The sequence below is a fragment of the Streptomyces beigongshangae genome (genome assembly GCF_019710745.1).
GTDB lineage: Bacteria > Actinomycetota > Actinomycetes > Streptomycetales > Streptomycetaceae > Streptomyces > Streptomyces beigongshangae.
Genome location: NZ_JAHKJW010000020.1, coordinates 54,538 through 69,009 on the forward strand (window position 1 = coordinate 54,538; position 14,472 = coordinate 69,009).

Sequence of the window (14,472 nt, forward strand, 5' to 3'; positions counted from 1 at the left end):
TCCATGGGCACGACACGGGACACCGACGTGCGGACCGGCGACGGGACGAACAGCGGGACCGACGGCGGGACGAACAGCGGGACGAACAGCGGGACCGACAACAACCCCACGACGAGTGGGGGAAGCGGCACGGACGGTGCTTCGGTGCGGGACGCGGGCGAGTTCGGTGACGCCGGGGCCCAGCTCTCCACCGCGCCCCGCGAGACGACGGTGCCCGGCTCCTTCGGCGGTGCACGCGCGCCCGGTGCCGCGGGATGGCTCGGGTGGGCCGGCCGCGAGGCCCTCGGCTGGACCCGCTGGATCTGGCGGCAGCTGACCTCGATGCGGGTCGCGCTGCTCCTGCTCTTCCTGCTGTCCCTCGGCGCGATCCCCGGCTCGCTGATCCCGCAGTCCGGGACCGACGAGATGAAGGTGGCCGACTTCCAGGAGCGGCACACCACACTCGGGCCGATCTACGAGAAGCTCGGGCTGTTCCACGTGTACAGCTCCGCCTGGTTCTCCGCGATCTACATCCTCCTCTTCGTCTCCCTCATCGGCTGCATCGTCCCCCGCACCTGGCAGTTCGTCGGCCAGCTGCGCGGCCGCCCGCCGCGTGCGCCGCGGCTGCTGACCCGGCTGCCCGCGTACACGACCTGGCGGACCGGGGCGGCCCCCGAGGAGGTCCGCGAGGAGGCGCTGAAGCTCCTCCGGCAGCGGCGCTTCCGCGCGCACCCGGCCGGGGACGCGGTCGCCGCCGAGAAGGGCTACCTGCGCGAGGTCGGCAACCTCGCCTTCCACATCGCGCTGATCGTGATGCTGACCGCCTTCGCCTGGGGCCAGCTCTTCAAGTCCGAGGGCAACAAGCTGATCGTCGAGGGCGACGGCTTCGCGAACACCCTCATGCAGTACGACGACTTCAAGTCCGGGAGCCTCTTCGACACGGACGACCTGGAACCGTTCAGCTTCGTCCTGAAGGACTTCGAGGGCACGTACGAGACGACGGGACCCAACCGGGGCACCCCGCGCACGTACCAGGCGACCGTCGACTACAGCGTGGGCGCCGACGGCGAGGAGAAGAAGAGGACCGTCAAGGTCAACGAGCCGCTGGAGATCGACGGCTCGAAGGTCTACCTCACCGCCCACGGCTACGCGCCCGTCGTCACCGTCCGGGACGGCAAGGGCGACGTCGTCTACCGCCAGGCCGTGCCGCTGCTGCCCCTCGACTCCAACTCCACCTCGACCGGCGTGGTCAAGGTCATGGACGGCTACCGCAACGCCGAGGGGGAGAAGGAGCAGCTCGGCTTCCAGGCGTTCTTCCTCCCGGCGTACGGGGGGGACGGCACCGCGGTGGTCTCGCAGTTCCCGGCGCTGCTGAACCCGGTGCTGAACCTGGAGGCGTACCACGGCGACCTCGGTGTCGACGCGGGCCTGCCGCAGAGCGTGTACCAGCTGGAGAAGAGGAACCTGAAGGAGTTCAGGAACGCCAAGGGCACGCAGCTGCGGGAGAACCTGAGGCCCGGCGAGACCATGCAGCTCCCGGACGGCGCCGGCTCGATCACCTTCGAGAAGGAGATCAAGGAGTGGGCGAACTTCCAGGTGACCCGGCAGCCCGGCTCCGGCTGGGCGCTGGCCGGGGCGCTCACCGCCATCTTCGGTCTCGCCGCCTCCCTCTTCATCCAGCGCCGCCGCGTCTGGGTGCGCGCGGTCACGGGCCCCGACGGCGTCACGGTCGTCGAGATGGCGGGCCTGGGCCGCAGCGAGTCCGCCAGGCTCCCGGAGGAGCTGGGCGTCCTGGCCGGCCACCTGTACGACGTCGCTCCGGGCGCCGCTGAGTCCCCGGACACCCCCGACACCCCCGACGCCCAGGACACCCTGGACGCCCCGGGCTCCAGCGAGACCCCGACCCCCGAACCTCCCGCCGCACCTGCCGAAGGGGCTGAGACCAAGTGACTCTCGCCGCCGCACCCGATCTCGCCGGCGCGACCCAACTCGCCGCCGCGACCAACGAGAACCTCGCGAACCTCAGCAACACGCTGATCTACTCCGCGATGGCCGTCTACACGCTGGCGTTCTTCGCGTACATCGCCGAATGGCTCCTCGGCAGCCGCAGCAAGGTCGGCCGCACGGCCGCCGCGCTGACCGCGGGCGACGACGCCAAGGACGCCAAGGGGAGCAAGGGCGCCCCCGCGGTCACCGTGCAGAACGCGGGCGGCACCGCCGTACTGGAGCGGCCCGAGGTCGTCACCCGGGCCGTGGCCGGCGCGCGCGACGTACCGGACGGGCCCGGCGCGCACGGCGGCGACGAGCAGGGCGACCTCTACGGCCGGATCGCGGTCTCGCTCACCGCGCTCGCCTTCCTCATCGCGTTCGGCGGTGTGCTCGCCCGCGCCCTGTCGGTGCAGCGGGCGCCGTGGGGCAACATGTACGAGTTCAACATCACCTTCTCCACGGTCGCGGTCGGCGTGTACCTCTCGCTGCTCGCGATGAAGAAGAACGTCCGCTGGATGGGCCTCTTCCTGACGACGACGGTCCTGCTGGACCTCGGTCTGGCCGTCACGGTCCTCTACACCGCCAGCGACCAGCTGGTGCCCGCCCTGCACTCGTACTGGCTGTACATCCACGTCTCCACGGCGATCTTCTGCGGCGCGGTCTTCTACGTGGGCGCGGTCGGCACGATCCTGTACCTCTTCAAGGACTCGTACGAGAACAAGCTCGTGAGCGGCGGCAGGCCGGGCCGGTTCGCGACCTCGGTGCTGGAGCGGCTGCCCTCCTCGGCGTCGCTCGACAAGTTCTCGTACCGCGTGAACGCCGCCGTCTTCCCGCTGTGGACGTTCACGATCATCGCCGGTGCCATCTGGGCGGGCGACGCGTGGGGCCGCTACTGGGGCTGGGACCCGAAGGAGACCTGGTCGTTCATCACCTGGGTCGTCTACGCCGGCTACCTGCACGCCCGCGCCACGGCCGGCTGGAAGGGCCGCAAGGCCGCGTACATCGCGCTCATCGCCTTCGCCTGCTGGCTGTTCAACTACTACGGCGTGAACATCTTCGTCTCCGGCAAGCACTCGTACGCCGACGTCGGCTGACACCCCGGCGGGACCGATTCCCCCGCTCCCCGTCTAGCCGACGCGCAGGGGTCGGCCCGCCAGGGCGTCCCGCGGCCAGTTCCGGGAGGCCCGGCGCAGGGGCTCGGCGTCCGTGGGGCGGAGCCTCGACAGGTGCTCCAGCTCGGACCGCAGCCGCTCGGCGACGACCGGGTCGGGCAGCGCCAGCGGGTCGGTCACCTGCCAGACCCCGTACAGGAGCCGGCGCACCCGCAGGTGCAGCGCGGTGTCGGCGTCGTCCGGCGGACGCGGTCCGGTGCCGGCGCGGCCGAGGGCGACCGGGACCCGGTCGTCGGTCCCGGTCCCGGTTTCGCTTCCGGAGTGGTACGGGGCCGATGCGAGGAAGGCCAGCGCGGACAGCCACCGCACCGCGGCACGGTGGTGGAAGGCGTCGCGCAGGTACGTGACGGCAGGTTCGGCGGCCCCGAGGGCGAGTCCGTGGTGGAGGCGGCGCAGGGCACGCCGCTCCGCACCGTCCCCGCTGTCCTCCGGGGTCTCCGGGGTCTCCGGGGCCGCCGGGACCGTCGGGGTGTCCGTGTAGTACGCGAGGAGCGTGCGGTGGGCGGCCCTCCAGGTGGCGTGGTCCGGTTCCCTGCGGTGCAGGTCGAGCAGGAGCAGCGCGCGCAGCAGCGGGTCGCCGACGAAGTGCCCGGGGACCGTGGGCACGCCCTCCCCGGCGAGCCGGGCCTCCAGGGCGAGGACCTCCGCCGCGCCGAACCGGGCGGGGAGGCGGGCCGCCGCCAGCGCGCACGCCGACTCGTGGTCGTGGGCCACGGTGAGCAGCGCCAGCTCGTCCCGCCGCCTGCCGGGCGCCAGACGGTCGAGCAGCTCGCGGTAGGCGGGGCGTCCGCCGTGCTCACCCCCGCCGTGCTCCGGCTGCGGTACAAGGCGGGCGGTGAGCAGGTCGCCGGGCGTCACGGCGCCCCGGGGCAGGTTCTGCCGGGCGGACTCGGCGAGCAGCGCGGTGCCGAGCGGGCTGCCGCCGGTCAGCCGGTGGGCGGCGCACGGCAGCCGGGACGGTACGGCCAGCCCGCGGCAGGCCGCCTCGACGACCCGCGGGGTGTCGTCGGGGGACAGGGGCGGCAGCGGCACGAGCAGTGCCCGTGAGGAGGCCGTGGCGCCGGGCTCCCATCCACTGGTGCGGGCGAGGCCGGAGAGGGTGGCGCGGGTCGCGTTGCGCAGCGCGGGGTGGCCGTGGCCGCGCAGCCCGGCGAAGAACGCCACCCGGTCGGCGATGCCGTCGGCGCGGTCCCGCAGGACGGCTCCGATCAGACCGGCGCCCGGCCCGCTCTGCGCGTTGTCGACGAGGACCACCGGGCGTCCGGGCCGGTGCCCGCGCGGCAGCGGGCCGCCGTACGCGTCGTCGAGGTCGGCCAGCAGGGCCCGTACGAGATGTCCCTCGGCGTGGGTGCGGGGGGCGCCGCCCGCCCTGAAGTGCCCGGAGAGCAGCAGGAGTCCGAGCTTGGGGTTGCCGCCGGCGTTCGGGTGGTCGCGGTACCAGGTGGCGGCCTTGCGCAGCCTGCGGTACGTCGGCGAGACCCCTTCGGAGAAGGCTTCCAGGGCCGCCTCGACGACGGGCTCGACGACCGGCCCGGTACCGGGCGGTGATCCGGTCGGGGATCCGAGCGGTGATCCGGGTGGTGATCCGGGTGACGGTCCGCCGGCCGGCCCTCCGGCCACCGGTCCGGTCAGCGCGCCGGTGAGCCGGGCCGCCATCCGGCCGACCCGGCGACTCCCCGACCCGCCGGGCCCTCCGGGTCCTCCGGGCCCGCCGAGTCCGGCGACCCACGAGCCCGTGTCGTTCAGCAGCAGGATGCGCTCGGCCTCCCGGCGGATGCGGGGGAGGTCCCGGTCGTTCCAGCCGCCCGCCGCCACGGCCAGCAGGCCCACCGCGAGCCGCGGGAACGGTATCCGCCCCGCGTCGGCCACGGGTTCCGCGAGCTGCTCGGCGATCGTCACCAGTGCCTGGGACACGGGGGACCAGACCTCCCGCGGCCGGTGCGCGGGCGGCCCGCCGAACAGATCCGCCTCGCAGTCGACGAGCGCGACGGGCGTGTGCCCCTCGTACGCCGCCCGCATCTCCTCCAGCAGCGCGCTCTTGCCGAGTCCGCGGGCACCGGTGAACACCACGAGGGGGAGGTCCCTCGCATGCTCGTACGGACTCGTCGCGCCGTGCTGGAACGGGCGCAGGCCGACGAGCCGTGGCGCGAGGCCGGGCGGCTCCGTGTCGAACAACGCCCCTCGGCCGAGCAGCCCTCTGCGCACCGCATCTCCCCCTGGGGCCCGTGGGTCCGGTTCTCGTGTTGAGGTGAGGTGTATCAATCGAGGGCCGCGCGGGGGCCGTTGTTCCGGAGTGGACCGCATCGTGTCGATCGCCTTGCGCAAATGTCCCGCCCGCCACCGGAGTCCGACCGCGGAACAGCCGGCCGGGGGCGCTCGCGATCCCCTTCACGCCCGGCGCCCCGACCCACACGCCCCCGTGGTCCCGGCGCACCGGCCGGGGGTGCCTCGACCGGTCTCAGACCAGCCGCAGATCGATCCAGAGCTCGCTCTCGCCCGGAATCACGTAACGGTCGGCCTCGACGTACCCGTGCGTCCGCGCGAACCGCAGCCCCTCGGTGCCGGCGGCCAGTACGACCGTCCCGATCGTCCGGGCACCGAGTTCACGGGCGGTCGTCAGCGCCCGTGCGTGCAGGAGTCCGCCGTAACCCCGGCGGCGGTGGGCGGGGAGCACGCGGACGATGACGGTGGCGGTCGCCTGTTCGCCCCGCGGTGGCCGTACCGTCCTGCACCCCACCAGCACGCCGTCCAGGTACGCCACCTCCAGGTGGTACCGCCGGGCGCGGTCCCGCACCTCGTCGGGGGACAGGGCGGCGGGCGTCAACCGGGTACGTGTCGTTGCCCGGCTCCTCCGTGGCCGTGCCCCGTCCCCGCACTCCGGCGGACACCGGTGGGATGCGGGGACGGGGCACGATGAAAGGCTTCGCAGATCTCACCGGCCCCCGGATGAACGAGGCCGTGTGGCCGGACGCTCGACCCGGTGGCCCCCGGTTCCAAGGTGCCGTCCTGGCCGGATGGCGGCCGGTGGGTGCGGTCAGGCGTCGCTGGTGCCGGTCGGTGCCGCCCCGCCGAGCACGGCGAGGGTCAGCACGTTGCCGGAGATGCCCCAGCCGCCGTCGGCGACCTCCTCGACCAGCACCATGGTGTTGTCGCGGGCGCGCTCGCCGTAGAGCTCGACGTACAGCTCGGTGGTGCGGGTGACGATCTCCTCCTTCTGCTTCGGGGTGAGGGTCTTCTCGGGGACCTTGAAGTTCGCGAAAGGCATGGCTGGTCGTTCCTTCTCTCAATGGGGTGTTACATGGAATGGCCGCGGGCGGTTCAGACGATTCCGCCGTTGGCGCGGACTACCTGTCCGTTGATCCAGTGGCCGGCCGGTGCGGCCAGGAACGCCACGACCTCGGCGATGTCGGTCGGGGTACCGAGGCGCTCCAGCGGAGACCGGGCGGCCAGGCGGGCGATGGTCTCCTCGTCCTTGCCGTCCAGGAACAGGTCGGTGGCCGTGGGGCCGGGCGCGACGGTGTTGGCGGTGACGTCCCGGCCCCGCAGCTCCCGGGCCAGGATCAGCGTCAGCGCCTCGACCGCGCCCTTGCCGGCGGCGTACGCGCCGTAACCCGGGAAGGCAAGCCCCACCACGGACGTGGAGAACGTCACGATCGCGCCGCCGGGGCGCACCCGGCGGGCGGCTTGCCGGACGACGACGAACGTGCCGCGGATGTTGGTGCGGTGCAGGTCGTCCAGGACGGCCAGGTCCAGCTCGGCGATCGGTGCCAGGTGCATCCGCCCGGCCGCGTGCACGACGACGTCGACGCCGCCGAACTCTGCTTCGGCCGTGTCGAACAGGGCTGCGACCGCGTGTTCGTCGGCGACGTCGGCGCGTACCGGGATCGCCCGGCCACCAGCGGTGGCGGCCTCCTGCACGGCTGCCTCGGCCTCGTCCCGGTTGTCGGCGTAGCCGACCACGACGGCGTACCCGTCGGCGGCCAGCCGGCCGACGGTCCGGCGGCCGATGCCGCGCGAGCCGCCGGTGACGATCGCGACACGGGGTGAGGCGGAGCGCCGGGTCGGGGCAGCGGTCCCGTCGAGGGTGATGGGGACAGGCATGGCTGACTCCTGGGGTGGATGGGGGTGGGGCCGCGGTCCTGCCGTTGCCCTGCTGCGTCCTCCACGATCGGCCGGTCCTCCCTCCCCAGCCAGGGCTGTGTCCACCCAGGGGATGCCACCCCCTGGCTGCGCTCCGGCGCACGAGTGACCATGGAGGGGTGAACCTTCCAGAACTCGGTGCCTTCCTCAGGACACGCCGCGACCGCATCCGTCCCGCCGAGGTCGGTCTCCCCCAAGGCCCACGCCGGCGCGTCCCCGGGCTGCGCCGCGAGGAAGTCGCGCAGCTGGCAGGGCTGTCAGCCGACTACTACACCGAGCTGGAACGCGGCGGCACGAAAAACAGGGTGCAGCCGTCGGCCCAGACCCTGGCCGCCCTCGCCCGAGCCCTGCGCCTGAACGGCGACGAGCGCGACCACCTGTTCCACCTGGCCGAACGGCCGGTCCCGCCGTCCGTACACGGACCATCGGCGCACGTGCAGCCCGCGCTCCTCGGACTCCTGGACCGGCTGTCCGGCACTCCCGCGCGCGTCATCACCGACCTGCACGAAACCCTGGTGGAGAACGACCTGGCCCTGACCCTGCTCGGCAGGTCCCCGGCACACCGCGGCCCGGCGGCGAGCTTCGTGTACCGCTGGTTCACCGACCCCCGGGCGCGCGAGATCTACCCGCCCGAGGACCACCCGCAGCACTCCCGGGTGTTCGTGGCCGACCTCCAGGCAGCGGCCGCCCGGCGCGGCCGGGACACGGAGGTGACGAAGATGGTCGCCGTGCTACGCCGCCACAGCCAGGAGTTCGCAGCACTCTGGGACACCCACGACGTCGCGGTGCGCCGCATGGACCACAAGAGGATCATCCACCCCATGCTCGGCGTCATCGAACTCGACTGCTACAACCTCCTCAGCGAGGACGGACGGCAACGCCTGCTGTGGTTCACCGCTCCGCCCGGAAGCCCGGGAGCCGAGCAGCTGGAACTGCTGTCCGTCGTAGGGACCCAGGAACTGGGCGTCACGGAGGGCATGGCACCGGAGAGGCCGTCCGTGGCGGAGTCCGGATCGCAGCGCTGACCCGCGCCGCGGAGGGAGGGACGCCCTCCCGGCAAGGCGTGGCGACCCCCACCCGCACAGAGACACGTTCTCCGGCCGGGGACTCGTCGTCCACGGACACAAGCGGCTCGGCCGCGGCGTCGAACTCGCCGTGCCCGCCGCGGGACCGAAGGCGAGCGGTGCCGGGCCGGAGTTCCTCACCCGCCACCGTCATGCGGATGAGGCGCGAACACAGCGAGCAGACCGCCACGGCGACGAACGTATGATCACCCCGCTGCTCTGCGGCTGGCGTCCGGGCTGGGACACCGGGGCCTAATCGGCCGTCGCGGGCAGGCGCAGGTGTGCCCGGTAGCCGCCGTCCGGTGTGGGGCCCGCCTCGAAGGAGCCGGCGAGGTTCTCGGCCCGTTCGCCGAGGCCGATCAGTCCGAGCCGGGAGCCGGGCAGTTCGAGGACGGCACGGGTCGGCGCGGTGTTGGTGACCGTCACGCCCAGCCCGTCGCCCCCGTGCCACAGGCGCACCGTCGCGGTGGCGCCCGGCGCGTGCTTGCGGACGTTGGTGAGGGCCTCCTGCACGGTCCGGTAGACCGCCCGCTGGACCGGCGCCCCGATGCCGGGCGGCAGTTCGCCCTCCAGCGTCACCTCGATGCCGCTCGTGTCGATCAGCTGCCGCAGGTCGGCCAGCGTCGGCTGCGGTGTCAGCTCGCCCGTGCGGACCCCGGAGGCGCGCAACAGCGTGACCATGTGCCGCAGTTCGTCCAGCGTGGTCACGCTGAGCCGGCGGATCGTCCGGGCGGCCTCGCGCGTCCCGGCGTCCCGCGCGCCGACCTGGAGGGCCCCGGCCCGTACGGCGATGAGGCTCACCTGGTGGGAGACGACGTCGTGCATCTCCCGCGCCAGCTGGGCGCGTTCGCGGGCCAGCACGCTCTGGGCGTGCAGCCGGCGTTCGTGCTCGCGGGCCTCCTCGACCTCGGCCAGCCGGGCCGCGACATCGCGCCGGACCTGCACCAGCTGGCCCAGGAAGACCGGCGCGGCGGCCGTCGCCAGCAGGTAGACGAAGTCGACGAACGTCCAGAAGCGGTCGTCCGTCGCGTAGTCCGACAGCGGCCACGGCAGCGCGGAGGCCACCGCCGACGCGGTGGCGCACACCGTCAGCAGCCGCCGGTCCCGGCTGCGTTCGGCCAGGGTGTAGAGGGCGGCGAGAGGCACCACCACGACCGACGAGAACAGCGCGGCGGGCAGCGACAGCAGGAAGACCGGGAGGGGGAGGCGCCGCCGCACGGCCAGCGCCGCGCAGGCGGCGGCCGAGAGGGCCGCCTCCACCGTGCCCTGCCCGTGATGGAGCTGGAGCCAGACGTCCACGGACGCGAACGCGACGAGCAGCGCGTCGGCCGGTCTCGGTCTCCCGGCCCGGCGTGGTGGCTCGGGCGGCCCGGCCGCCCGTGGCGCCCCCGCTCCTCGCGGGCCGCGGAACCGGCAGTCGCCTGACGAGCCTCACCGCTCGGCGTCCCCGCGCCGCCCGCCGCCCTGCCCGCCCAGCAGCCCCGCCCGCTGGGCGAGCAGCGCCGCCCGGACCCGGCTCCCCACCCGCAGCTTGGTGAGGATCGCGCTGACGTGGTCCTTCACCGTGCCCGCGCTGAGGTGCAGCCGCGCTCCGATGTCGGTGTTGGAGAGTCCTTCGGCGACCAGCACGAGCACCTCGCGCTCCCGTCCGCTGAGCAGGGCGACCCGCCGTACGCCCGGATCGTCGTCGTGGGCCGCTCCGGGCCCGGGGTGGCCGTGCAGCATCGACCGCGAGGCCTTCGGCGACAGCACCACCCCGCCTGCGGCGAGCGCCCGCACGAGCTGGGCCAGCTGCTCCGGCTCGGTGTCCTTGAGGATGAACCCGGCCGCGCCCGACCGCAGGGCCGTCACGATGTACTCGTCGGAGTCGAAGGTGGTCAGCATCGCGACCACGGGCGCCTCCGGCAGCGTCCGGATCCCGCGCAGCACGGTCAGCCCGTCCACGTCCGGCATCCGGATGTCCAGCAGCACCACGTCGGGCCGCAGGCGCCGTACCGCGGCGACCGCGTCCGCGCCGACGCAGGTGGCGACGACCTCGATGTCGTCGGCCGCGTCGAGGATCAGCTCGAAGCCGGACCGGACCAGCGCCTCGTCGTCCACCACCTGAACCCGGATCACGCGCCCCGCCCCCGCCCGCCCCGTGCCCGCTCGTCCCGCCCGCCCGCCGGTGCCGAGTCAAGCGTAGGCACACCGGTGCACACCGCCCCGCCGGAGACCGCCGGATCCGCCACCCGGCGGGGGCGGTCCGGCCGCCCGGCGGGGGATCGCCGGATGCCCGGCGGATGGGCTGTGACCTGCGCTCTTCCCAGGGTGGAAGCATGACGCAGAACGTCCCGGAGCGCATCACCCCCGCCGCTTCTCCTACCCGGCCGTCGAACCCGCCGCCGACCCGGCCACCGACCTCGGACGCGCACTCGGACGCAGGTCCGGCCCCGCACTCGGACGCAGGTCCGGCCCCGCACTCGGACGCAGGTCCGGACCCTCACCCGAGCCCTCACTCGAACCCGAGTCCGGATCCGCACTCGAACCCAGGTCCGGATCCGTTCCCGAACAAGGATCCGGACTCGCGCTCGAACGCAGGCCCGACCCCGGCCGGTCGGCTCGTCGGTGTCGATCTCGCCCGCGGTCTCGCCGTCTTCGGCATGTACGCGGCCCACGTCGGCCCCGACCCCTCCACCACCGGCGGAGCCACCGGATTCGTGATGGAGCTGGCCCACGGCCGCGCCTCCGCCCTCTTCGCCTTCCTGGCGGGCTTCTCGATCGTCCTCATGACCGGCCGCCGTACGCCGAAGACGGGCCGCGAAGGACGCCGGGCCGTCGCCAAGGTGCTGATCCGGGCCGTCGTCCTGCTCGCCCTCGGCACCTGGCTGACCTCCACCGACACCCCGGTCGAGGTGATCCTGGCGTACTACGGCCTCCTCTTCGTCATGGTCCTGCCCTTCCGCCGGCTGCGTCCCGCCCCCCTGGCCGCCCTCGCCGCCGGCACGGCCCTGCTGCTGCCCCAGCTCCTCCACCCCGTCGCCCGGTCGGCCGAGAACGGCACATGGTCCGACACCGTCCTGCGGTACGACCCGCTGGCCCGTGCCGGCGGCACCGACGGGTTCGTCGAGCTGCTGTTCACCGGCGGCTACCCGGTGCCGGCCTGGATCCCGTTCGTCCTCGCGGGCATGGCGACGGCGAGGCTCGACCTCGCGGCCACCGCCGTACGCGTCCGGCTCGCCGCCACCGGCGCCGGGCTGGCCGTACTCGGGTACGGCGGTTCGTGGGTGGCCCTGCACCTGGTCCCCGGGGTCCGCGACGCCCTCACCGCCGACATCCGGGAGGAGGGGTACGGATCCGGGTCGGCCCTGTCCCTGTGGTGGTCGGACACGGCCGGCTACCCGAGCGGCGACACCGCGGCCTGGCTCTGGGCGGCCTCCCCGCACAGCGAGACCACGCTCTCCGTCGTCGGCAACACGGGCGTGGCCCTCGCCGTACTGGCCGGCTGCGTCGCCGCGGTCGAGTGCCTGCCCCGCTTCCGCCGGCTCGCCGCACCGGTCACCGCGGTCGGCGCGATGTCCCTCACGGCGTACGTCTTCCATGTCGTCGGCATCCAGCTCCTCGGCATCGACGAGCTGCCCGGTTCCCCGCTGCGGGTGCTGGCCGGTTTCAGCGCGGCCGTCACACTGCTCGCCGTCGTCTGGTCCCGCTTCTTCCGTCGCGGTCCGCTGGAACACGTGCTCGGCGCCGTCACCGAGGTCGCGCGCTTCGTCAGGTAAGCGGAGCCGTGCCTCGCACTCCACATCCCGCACTCCACATCCCGTACACCACCGGATCCGGTACACCACCGGCCACCGGTTCGGGGTTTTGCCATTCCTTTGCAACCCGTCCCGCCGCTGCCTCGTCTCTCCGCCCGATTCCCGACACACCGCCCGCCCGGCCCCGCGCGGGCGGACCGACGAAAGAGAGCCCTTCATGCGCCGAACCGTCCTCAGCGCCCTGGCAATCGCGTGCACCGCCGTGCTGGCGAGCACGGTGCCCGCGGTCGCCGACACGTCCCCCACCCCCGTCCCCGCCACCGAGGCACCGAGCACCGCGCCGACGCAGGCACCGAGCGACGCGCCGACCGAGGCGCCGACCGAGGGAACCGAGCCGACCGTCGCACCGAGCAAGGCGCCGGACGCGAGCGAGGTCTCCGTCGTGCCGAGCGGCGCGCCCGACACCGGTGTGGCGTCGACGGACTCCGACGGCGGGGGTGCCCTGATCGGCGGGGGCGCCGCCGCGGCGTTCGCGACGGCCGGCGCCGCGTTCTACGTCGTGCGCCGCCGGCGGGCGACCGGAGCATGACCCCGCCCTCCAGGCGCGCCTTCGTCACCGCGGCGACGGCCTCCCTGCTCGTGGGCTGCGGTGGCGGGAGCACGCCGCCGTCCCCGGAACCCTCGGGCAGCGCGCCGGGGGAGTCGGGGGAGTCGGGGAGGACGGTGCGCGCCCTCGGGCGTTCGGTGCCGGTCGGGCTGCGGATCCCGGCCATCCGGGTCGACACCCGGGTCATGCGGCTGGGGCTGGACCCGGACGGCGCCATGCAGGTACCGCCGGTCGAGGCCGACGACCGGGCGGGCTGGTACCGGCACTCGCCGACGCCCGGCCAGGTCGGCCCATCGGTGATCGTCGGCCACGTCACCGTCGGCGCGTACGGGGACGGTGTCTTCCGTCACCTCGCACGGCTGCGGCGCGGCGACGCGATCGTGGCACGCCTGGAGAACGGCACGTCGGCCCGGTTCGCCGTCAGCGGTGTACGGACGGTCGCCCAGGCGGACTTCCCGACGGAGGACGTCTACGGGGACGTGGGCCGCCCCGAGCTGCGGCTCATCACGTGCGGCGGCCCGCGCAGCGGCGACGGGTACCGCGACAGCGTGATCGTCTTCGCCGCGCTGAGCGCGGGCAGCCCCTGATGCCGCAGATCCCGCAGATCCCGCAGATGCCGTAGATCCCGCAAGAACTGCGGATCCCGGGCCGACGCAACCGTACGCAGACGGAACCGTACGCCGACGGTCCGGGATCCTCTTCCACGAGCACGAGTCCCACCGGTCCGCCGACCGGTCGGCGCCACGACCTGGAGAACGTTGAAACGGTCCCGTGAGGAGGCAGCGTCCGAGCTGTTCGCCGCCCTCTATCCGCGCCTCGCCGGCTGGTGCCGGCGCCTGGTCGACGACGACGGGACGGCCCACGAGATCGCCTCGGAGGCGTTCACCCGGCTCTGGGCCCGCTGGACCTCCGTGGCGGAGCCGCGCGGCTTCCTCTACGTCACCGCGGCCAACCTCGTCCGGGACCACTGGCGCAAACTGGAGCGGGAACGCAGGGCGGTGCGCCGGGCGACGGTCGAGGCGGCCGTCCGCCCCGGGACCGAGCAGGCCGATCCGTCGGTGCGCCTGCTCGTGCAGTCGCTGCCGGAACGGCTGCGCGTCCCGATCCTGCTGCACTACTACGCCGACATGCCGATCAGAGAGGTGTCCGTGCTGACCGGGCGCAAGGAAGGGACCGTCAAGGCCGACCTCCACGCGGCCCGCGAACTGCTCCGTGCCCAGCTGAGGAGAAGCGTTGATCACACACTCTGACGACGGCCCGGACTTCGACCCCGACGACCCCCTCGCCGTGATCCTGCGGCCCCCCTCGGACCTCCTCGGCCCTCCGGCGGGCCGGTACGAGGCGATCCGCCGCGGTGCGGTCCGCCGGAAGCTGCTCCGGGCCGCGGCCGGGGCCGGTCTGCTGGGCGCGGTCACCGCCGCCGTGGCGCTGCCGGTCCTGCTGGCCCCGCCCGAGCGGCCCGCCTCCCCGACGGTCCCGCTCGCCCCGCCGTCCGTCAGCGGTCCGCCGTCCGTCAGCGGCCCGCCGACTCCGTCCGGTCCGCCGCCGTCGCCGTCATCCGGCCCTGTGGAGTCCCGGCCCGCCGACACGGGTCCGAGTGAGAGTTCCGGCACACAGGGGAGTCCCCCCGAGGTCGCCCCGGGCAACCCGCCGACGCGGGCGGCCACCTCCGCCCCGACCTCGGTACCGACACCGGTACCGACACCCCTCCAGCCGTCGGAGGCCGGAAGGACGCCAGGCGCCACCCCCGGAAGCGGATGACGGACGCGCGGAGGCCGCGGGTC

The 14,472-nt window shown here is 74.0% G+C and carries 14 protein-coding genes; 8 read left to right on the top strand and 6 right to left on the bottom strand.

Annotation, left to right across the window (positions count from 1 at the left end; all coding sequences use genetic code 11):
- Window positions 1-3 precede the first annotated feature (3 nt).
- Together KM933_RS17665 and ccsB are read left to right on the top strand one after the other, a co-directional pair.
- Window positions 4-1,929, top strand: a complete 1,926-nt coding sequence (locus tag KM933_RS17665) for a cytochrome c biogenesis ResB family protein (RefSeq protein WP_221353231.1) — start codon at window positions 4-6, stop codon at window positions 1,927-1,929.
- Complete coding sequence (ccsB, locus tag KM933_RS17670; RefSeq protein WP_221353233.1) at window positions 1,926-3,062, top strand: c-type cytochrome biogenesis protein CcsB; 1,137 nt, start codon at window positions 1,926-1,928, stop codon at window positions 3,060-3,062. The genes KM933_RS17665 and ccsB overlap by 4 nt, the downstream gene beginning before the upstream one ends.
- A 33-nt stretch (window positions 3,063-3,095) precedes the next feature.
- On the opposite strand, the gene KM933_RS17675 is transcribed toward ccsB, so the two are convergent.
- The 4 genes from KM933_RS17675 to KM933_RS17690 form a co-directional block, all read right to left on the bottom strand.
- Complete coding sequence (locus KM933_RS17675) at window positions 3,096-5,345, bottom strand: hypothetical protein (protein ID WP_221353235.1); 2,250 nt, start codon at window positions 5,343-5,345, stop codon at window positions 3,096-3,098.
- A gap of 253 nt (window positions 5,346-5,598) precedes the next feature.
- Window positions 5,599-5,964 carry a GNAT family N-acetyltransferase gene (locus tag KM933_RS17680; RefSeq protein WP_221353237.1) on the bottom strand — a complete coding sequence of 122 codons (366 nt, stop codon included), beginning with the start codon at window positions 5,962-5,964 and terminating at the stop codon, window positions 5,599-5,601.
- A 210-nt stretch (window positions 5,965-6,174) separates the two neighbouring features.
- The gene (locus tag KM933_RS17685; RefSeq protein WP_221353239.1) at window positions 6,175-6,405 is read right to left on the bottom strand and encodes a tautomerase family protein; all 231 of its coding nucleotides are present in this window, start codon (window positions 6,403-6,405) and stop codon (window positions 6,175-6,177) included.
- Between the two features lie 53 nt (window positions 6,406-6,458).
- Window positions 6,459-7,241, bottom strand: a complete 783-nt coding sequence (locus tag KM933_RS17690) for an SDR family oxidoreductase (protein WP_221353242.1) — start codon at window positions 7,239-7,241, stop codon at window positions 6,459-6,461.
- 158 nt (window positions 7,242-7,399) lie between these two features.
- Between KM933_RS17690 and KM933_RS17695 the strand changes: the two genes are divergently transcribed.
- A complete protein-coding gene (locus KM933_RS17695) occupies window positions 7,400-8,305 on the top strand; it encodes a helix-turn-helix transcriptional regulator (RefSeq protein ID WP_221353244.1) in 906 nt (301 codons plus the stop codon).
- Between the two features lie 291 nt (window positions 8,306-8,596).
- On the opposite strand, the gene KM933_RS17700 is transcribed toward KM933_RS17695, so the two are convergent.
- A complete protein-coding gene (locus KM933_RS17700) occupies window positions 8,597-9,664 on the bottom strand; it encodes a sensor histidine kinase (protein WP_221353390.1) in 1,068 nt (355 codons plus the stop codon).
- Between the two features lie 111 nt (window positions 9,665-9,775).
- The gene (locus KM933_RS17705; RefSeq protein ID WP_221353246.1) at window positions 9,776-10,462 is read right to left on the bottom strand and encodes a response regulator; all 687 of its coding nucleotides are present in this window, start codon (window positions 10,460-10,462) and stop codon (window positions 9,776-9,778) included.
- Window positions 10,463-10,986: 524 nt separating this feature from the next.
- Here KM933_RS17705 and KM933_RS17710 point away from each other — a divergent pair.
- The 5 genes from KM933_RS17710 (at window position 10,987) to KM933_RS17730 (ending at window position 14,449) form a co-directional block, all read left to right on the top strand.
- Window positions 10,987-12,102, top strand: coding sequence for a DUF418 domain-containing protein (locus KM933_RS17710; RefSeq protein ID WP_430727334.1), 1,116 nt, complete (start codon window positions 10,987-10,989; stop codon window positions 12,100-12,102).
- Window positions 12,103-12,298: 196 nt separating this feature from the next.
- Window positions 12,299-12,670, top strand: coding sequence for a Tat pathway signal sequence domain protein (locus tag KM933_RS17715; RefSeq protein WP_221353250.1), 372 nt, complete (start codon window positions 12,299-12,301; stop codon window positions 12,668-12,670).
- Window positions 12,667-13,275 carry a class F sortase gene (locus tag KM933_RS17720; protein ID WP_221353252.1) on the top strand — a complete coding sequence of 203 codons (609 nt, stop codon included), beginning with the start codon at window positions 12,667-12,669 and terminating at the stop codon, window positions 13,273-13,275. Before KM933_RS17715 ends, KM933_RS17720 begins: the two co-directional genes overlap by 4 nt.
- A 171-nt stretch (window positions 13,276-13,446) precedes the next feature.
- Window positions 13,447-13,938 (top strand): RNA polymerase sigma factor, encoded by a 492-nt coding sequence (locus KM933_RS17725; RefSeq protein WP_221353254.1) that lies wholly within the window; start codon window positions 13,447-13,449, stop codon window positions 13,936-13,938.
- Window positions 13,922-14,449: a hypothetical protein gene (locus KM933_RS17730; protein WP_221353256.1), complete on the top strand. Its 528-nt coding sequence runs from the start codon at window positions 13,922-13,924 to the stop codon at window positions 14,447-14,449. Before KM933_RS17725 ends, KM933_RS17730 begins: the two co-directional genes overlap by 17 nt.
- Window positions 14,450-14,472: the final 23 nt, after the last annotated feature.

Excerpts from the sequence above, each read along its gene's own strand:
- KM933_RS17665 (WP_221353231.1), top strand. The coding sequence starts at position 4 with ATGGGCACGACACGGGACACCGACGTGCGGACCGGCGACGGGACGAAC.
- KM933_RS17685 (WP_221353239.1), bottom strand. The coding sequence starts at position 6,405 with ATGCCTTTCGCGAACTTCAAGGTCCCCGAGAAGACCCTCACCCCGAAG.
- KM933_RS17690 (WP_221353242.1), bottom strand. The coding sequence starts at position 7,241 with ATGCCTGTCCCCATCACCCTCGACGGGACCGCTGCCCCGACCCGGCGC.
- KM933_RS17710 (WP_430727334.1), top strand. The coding sequence starts at position 10,987 with ATGTACGCGGCCCACGTCGGCCCCGACCCCTCCACCACCGGCGGAGCC.
- KM933_RS17715 (WP_221353250.1), top strand. The coding sequence starts at position 12,299 with ATGCGCCGAACCGTCCTCAGCGCCCTGGCAATCGCGTGCACCGCCGTG.
- KM933_RS17720 (WP_221353252.1), top strand. The coding sequence starts at position 12,667 with ATGACCCCGCCCTCCAGGCGCGCCTTCGTCACCGCGGCGACGGCCTCC.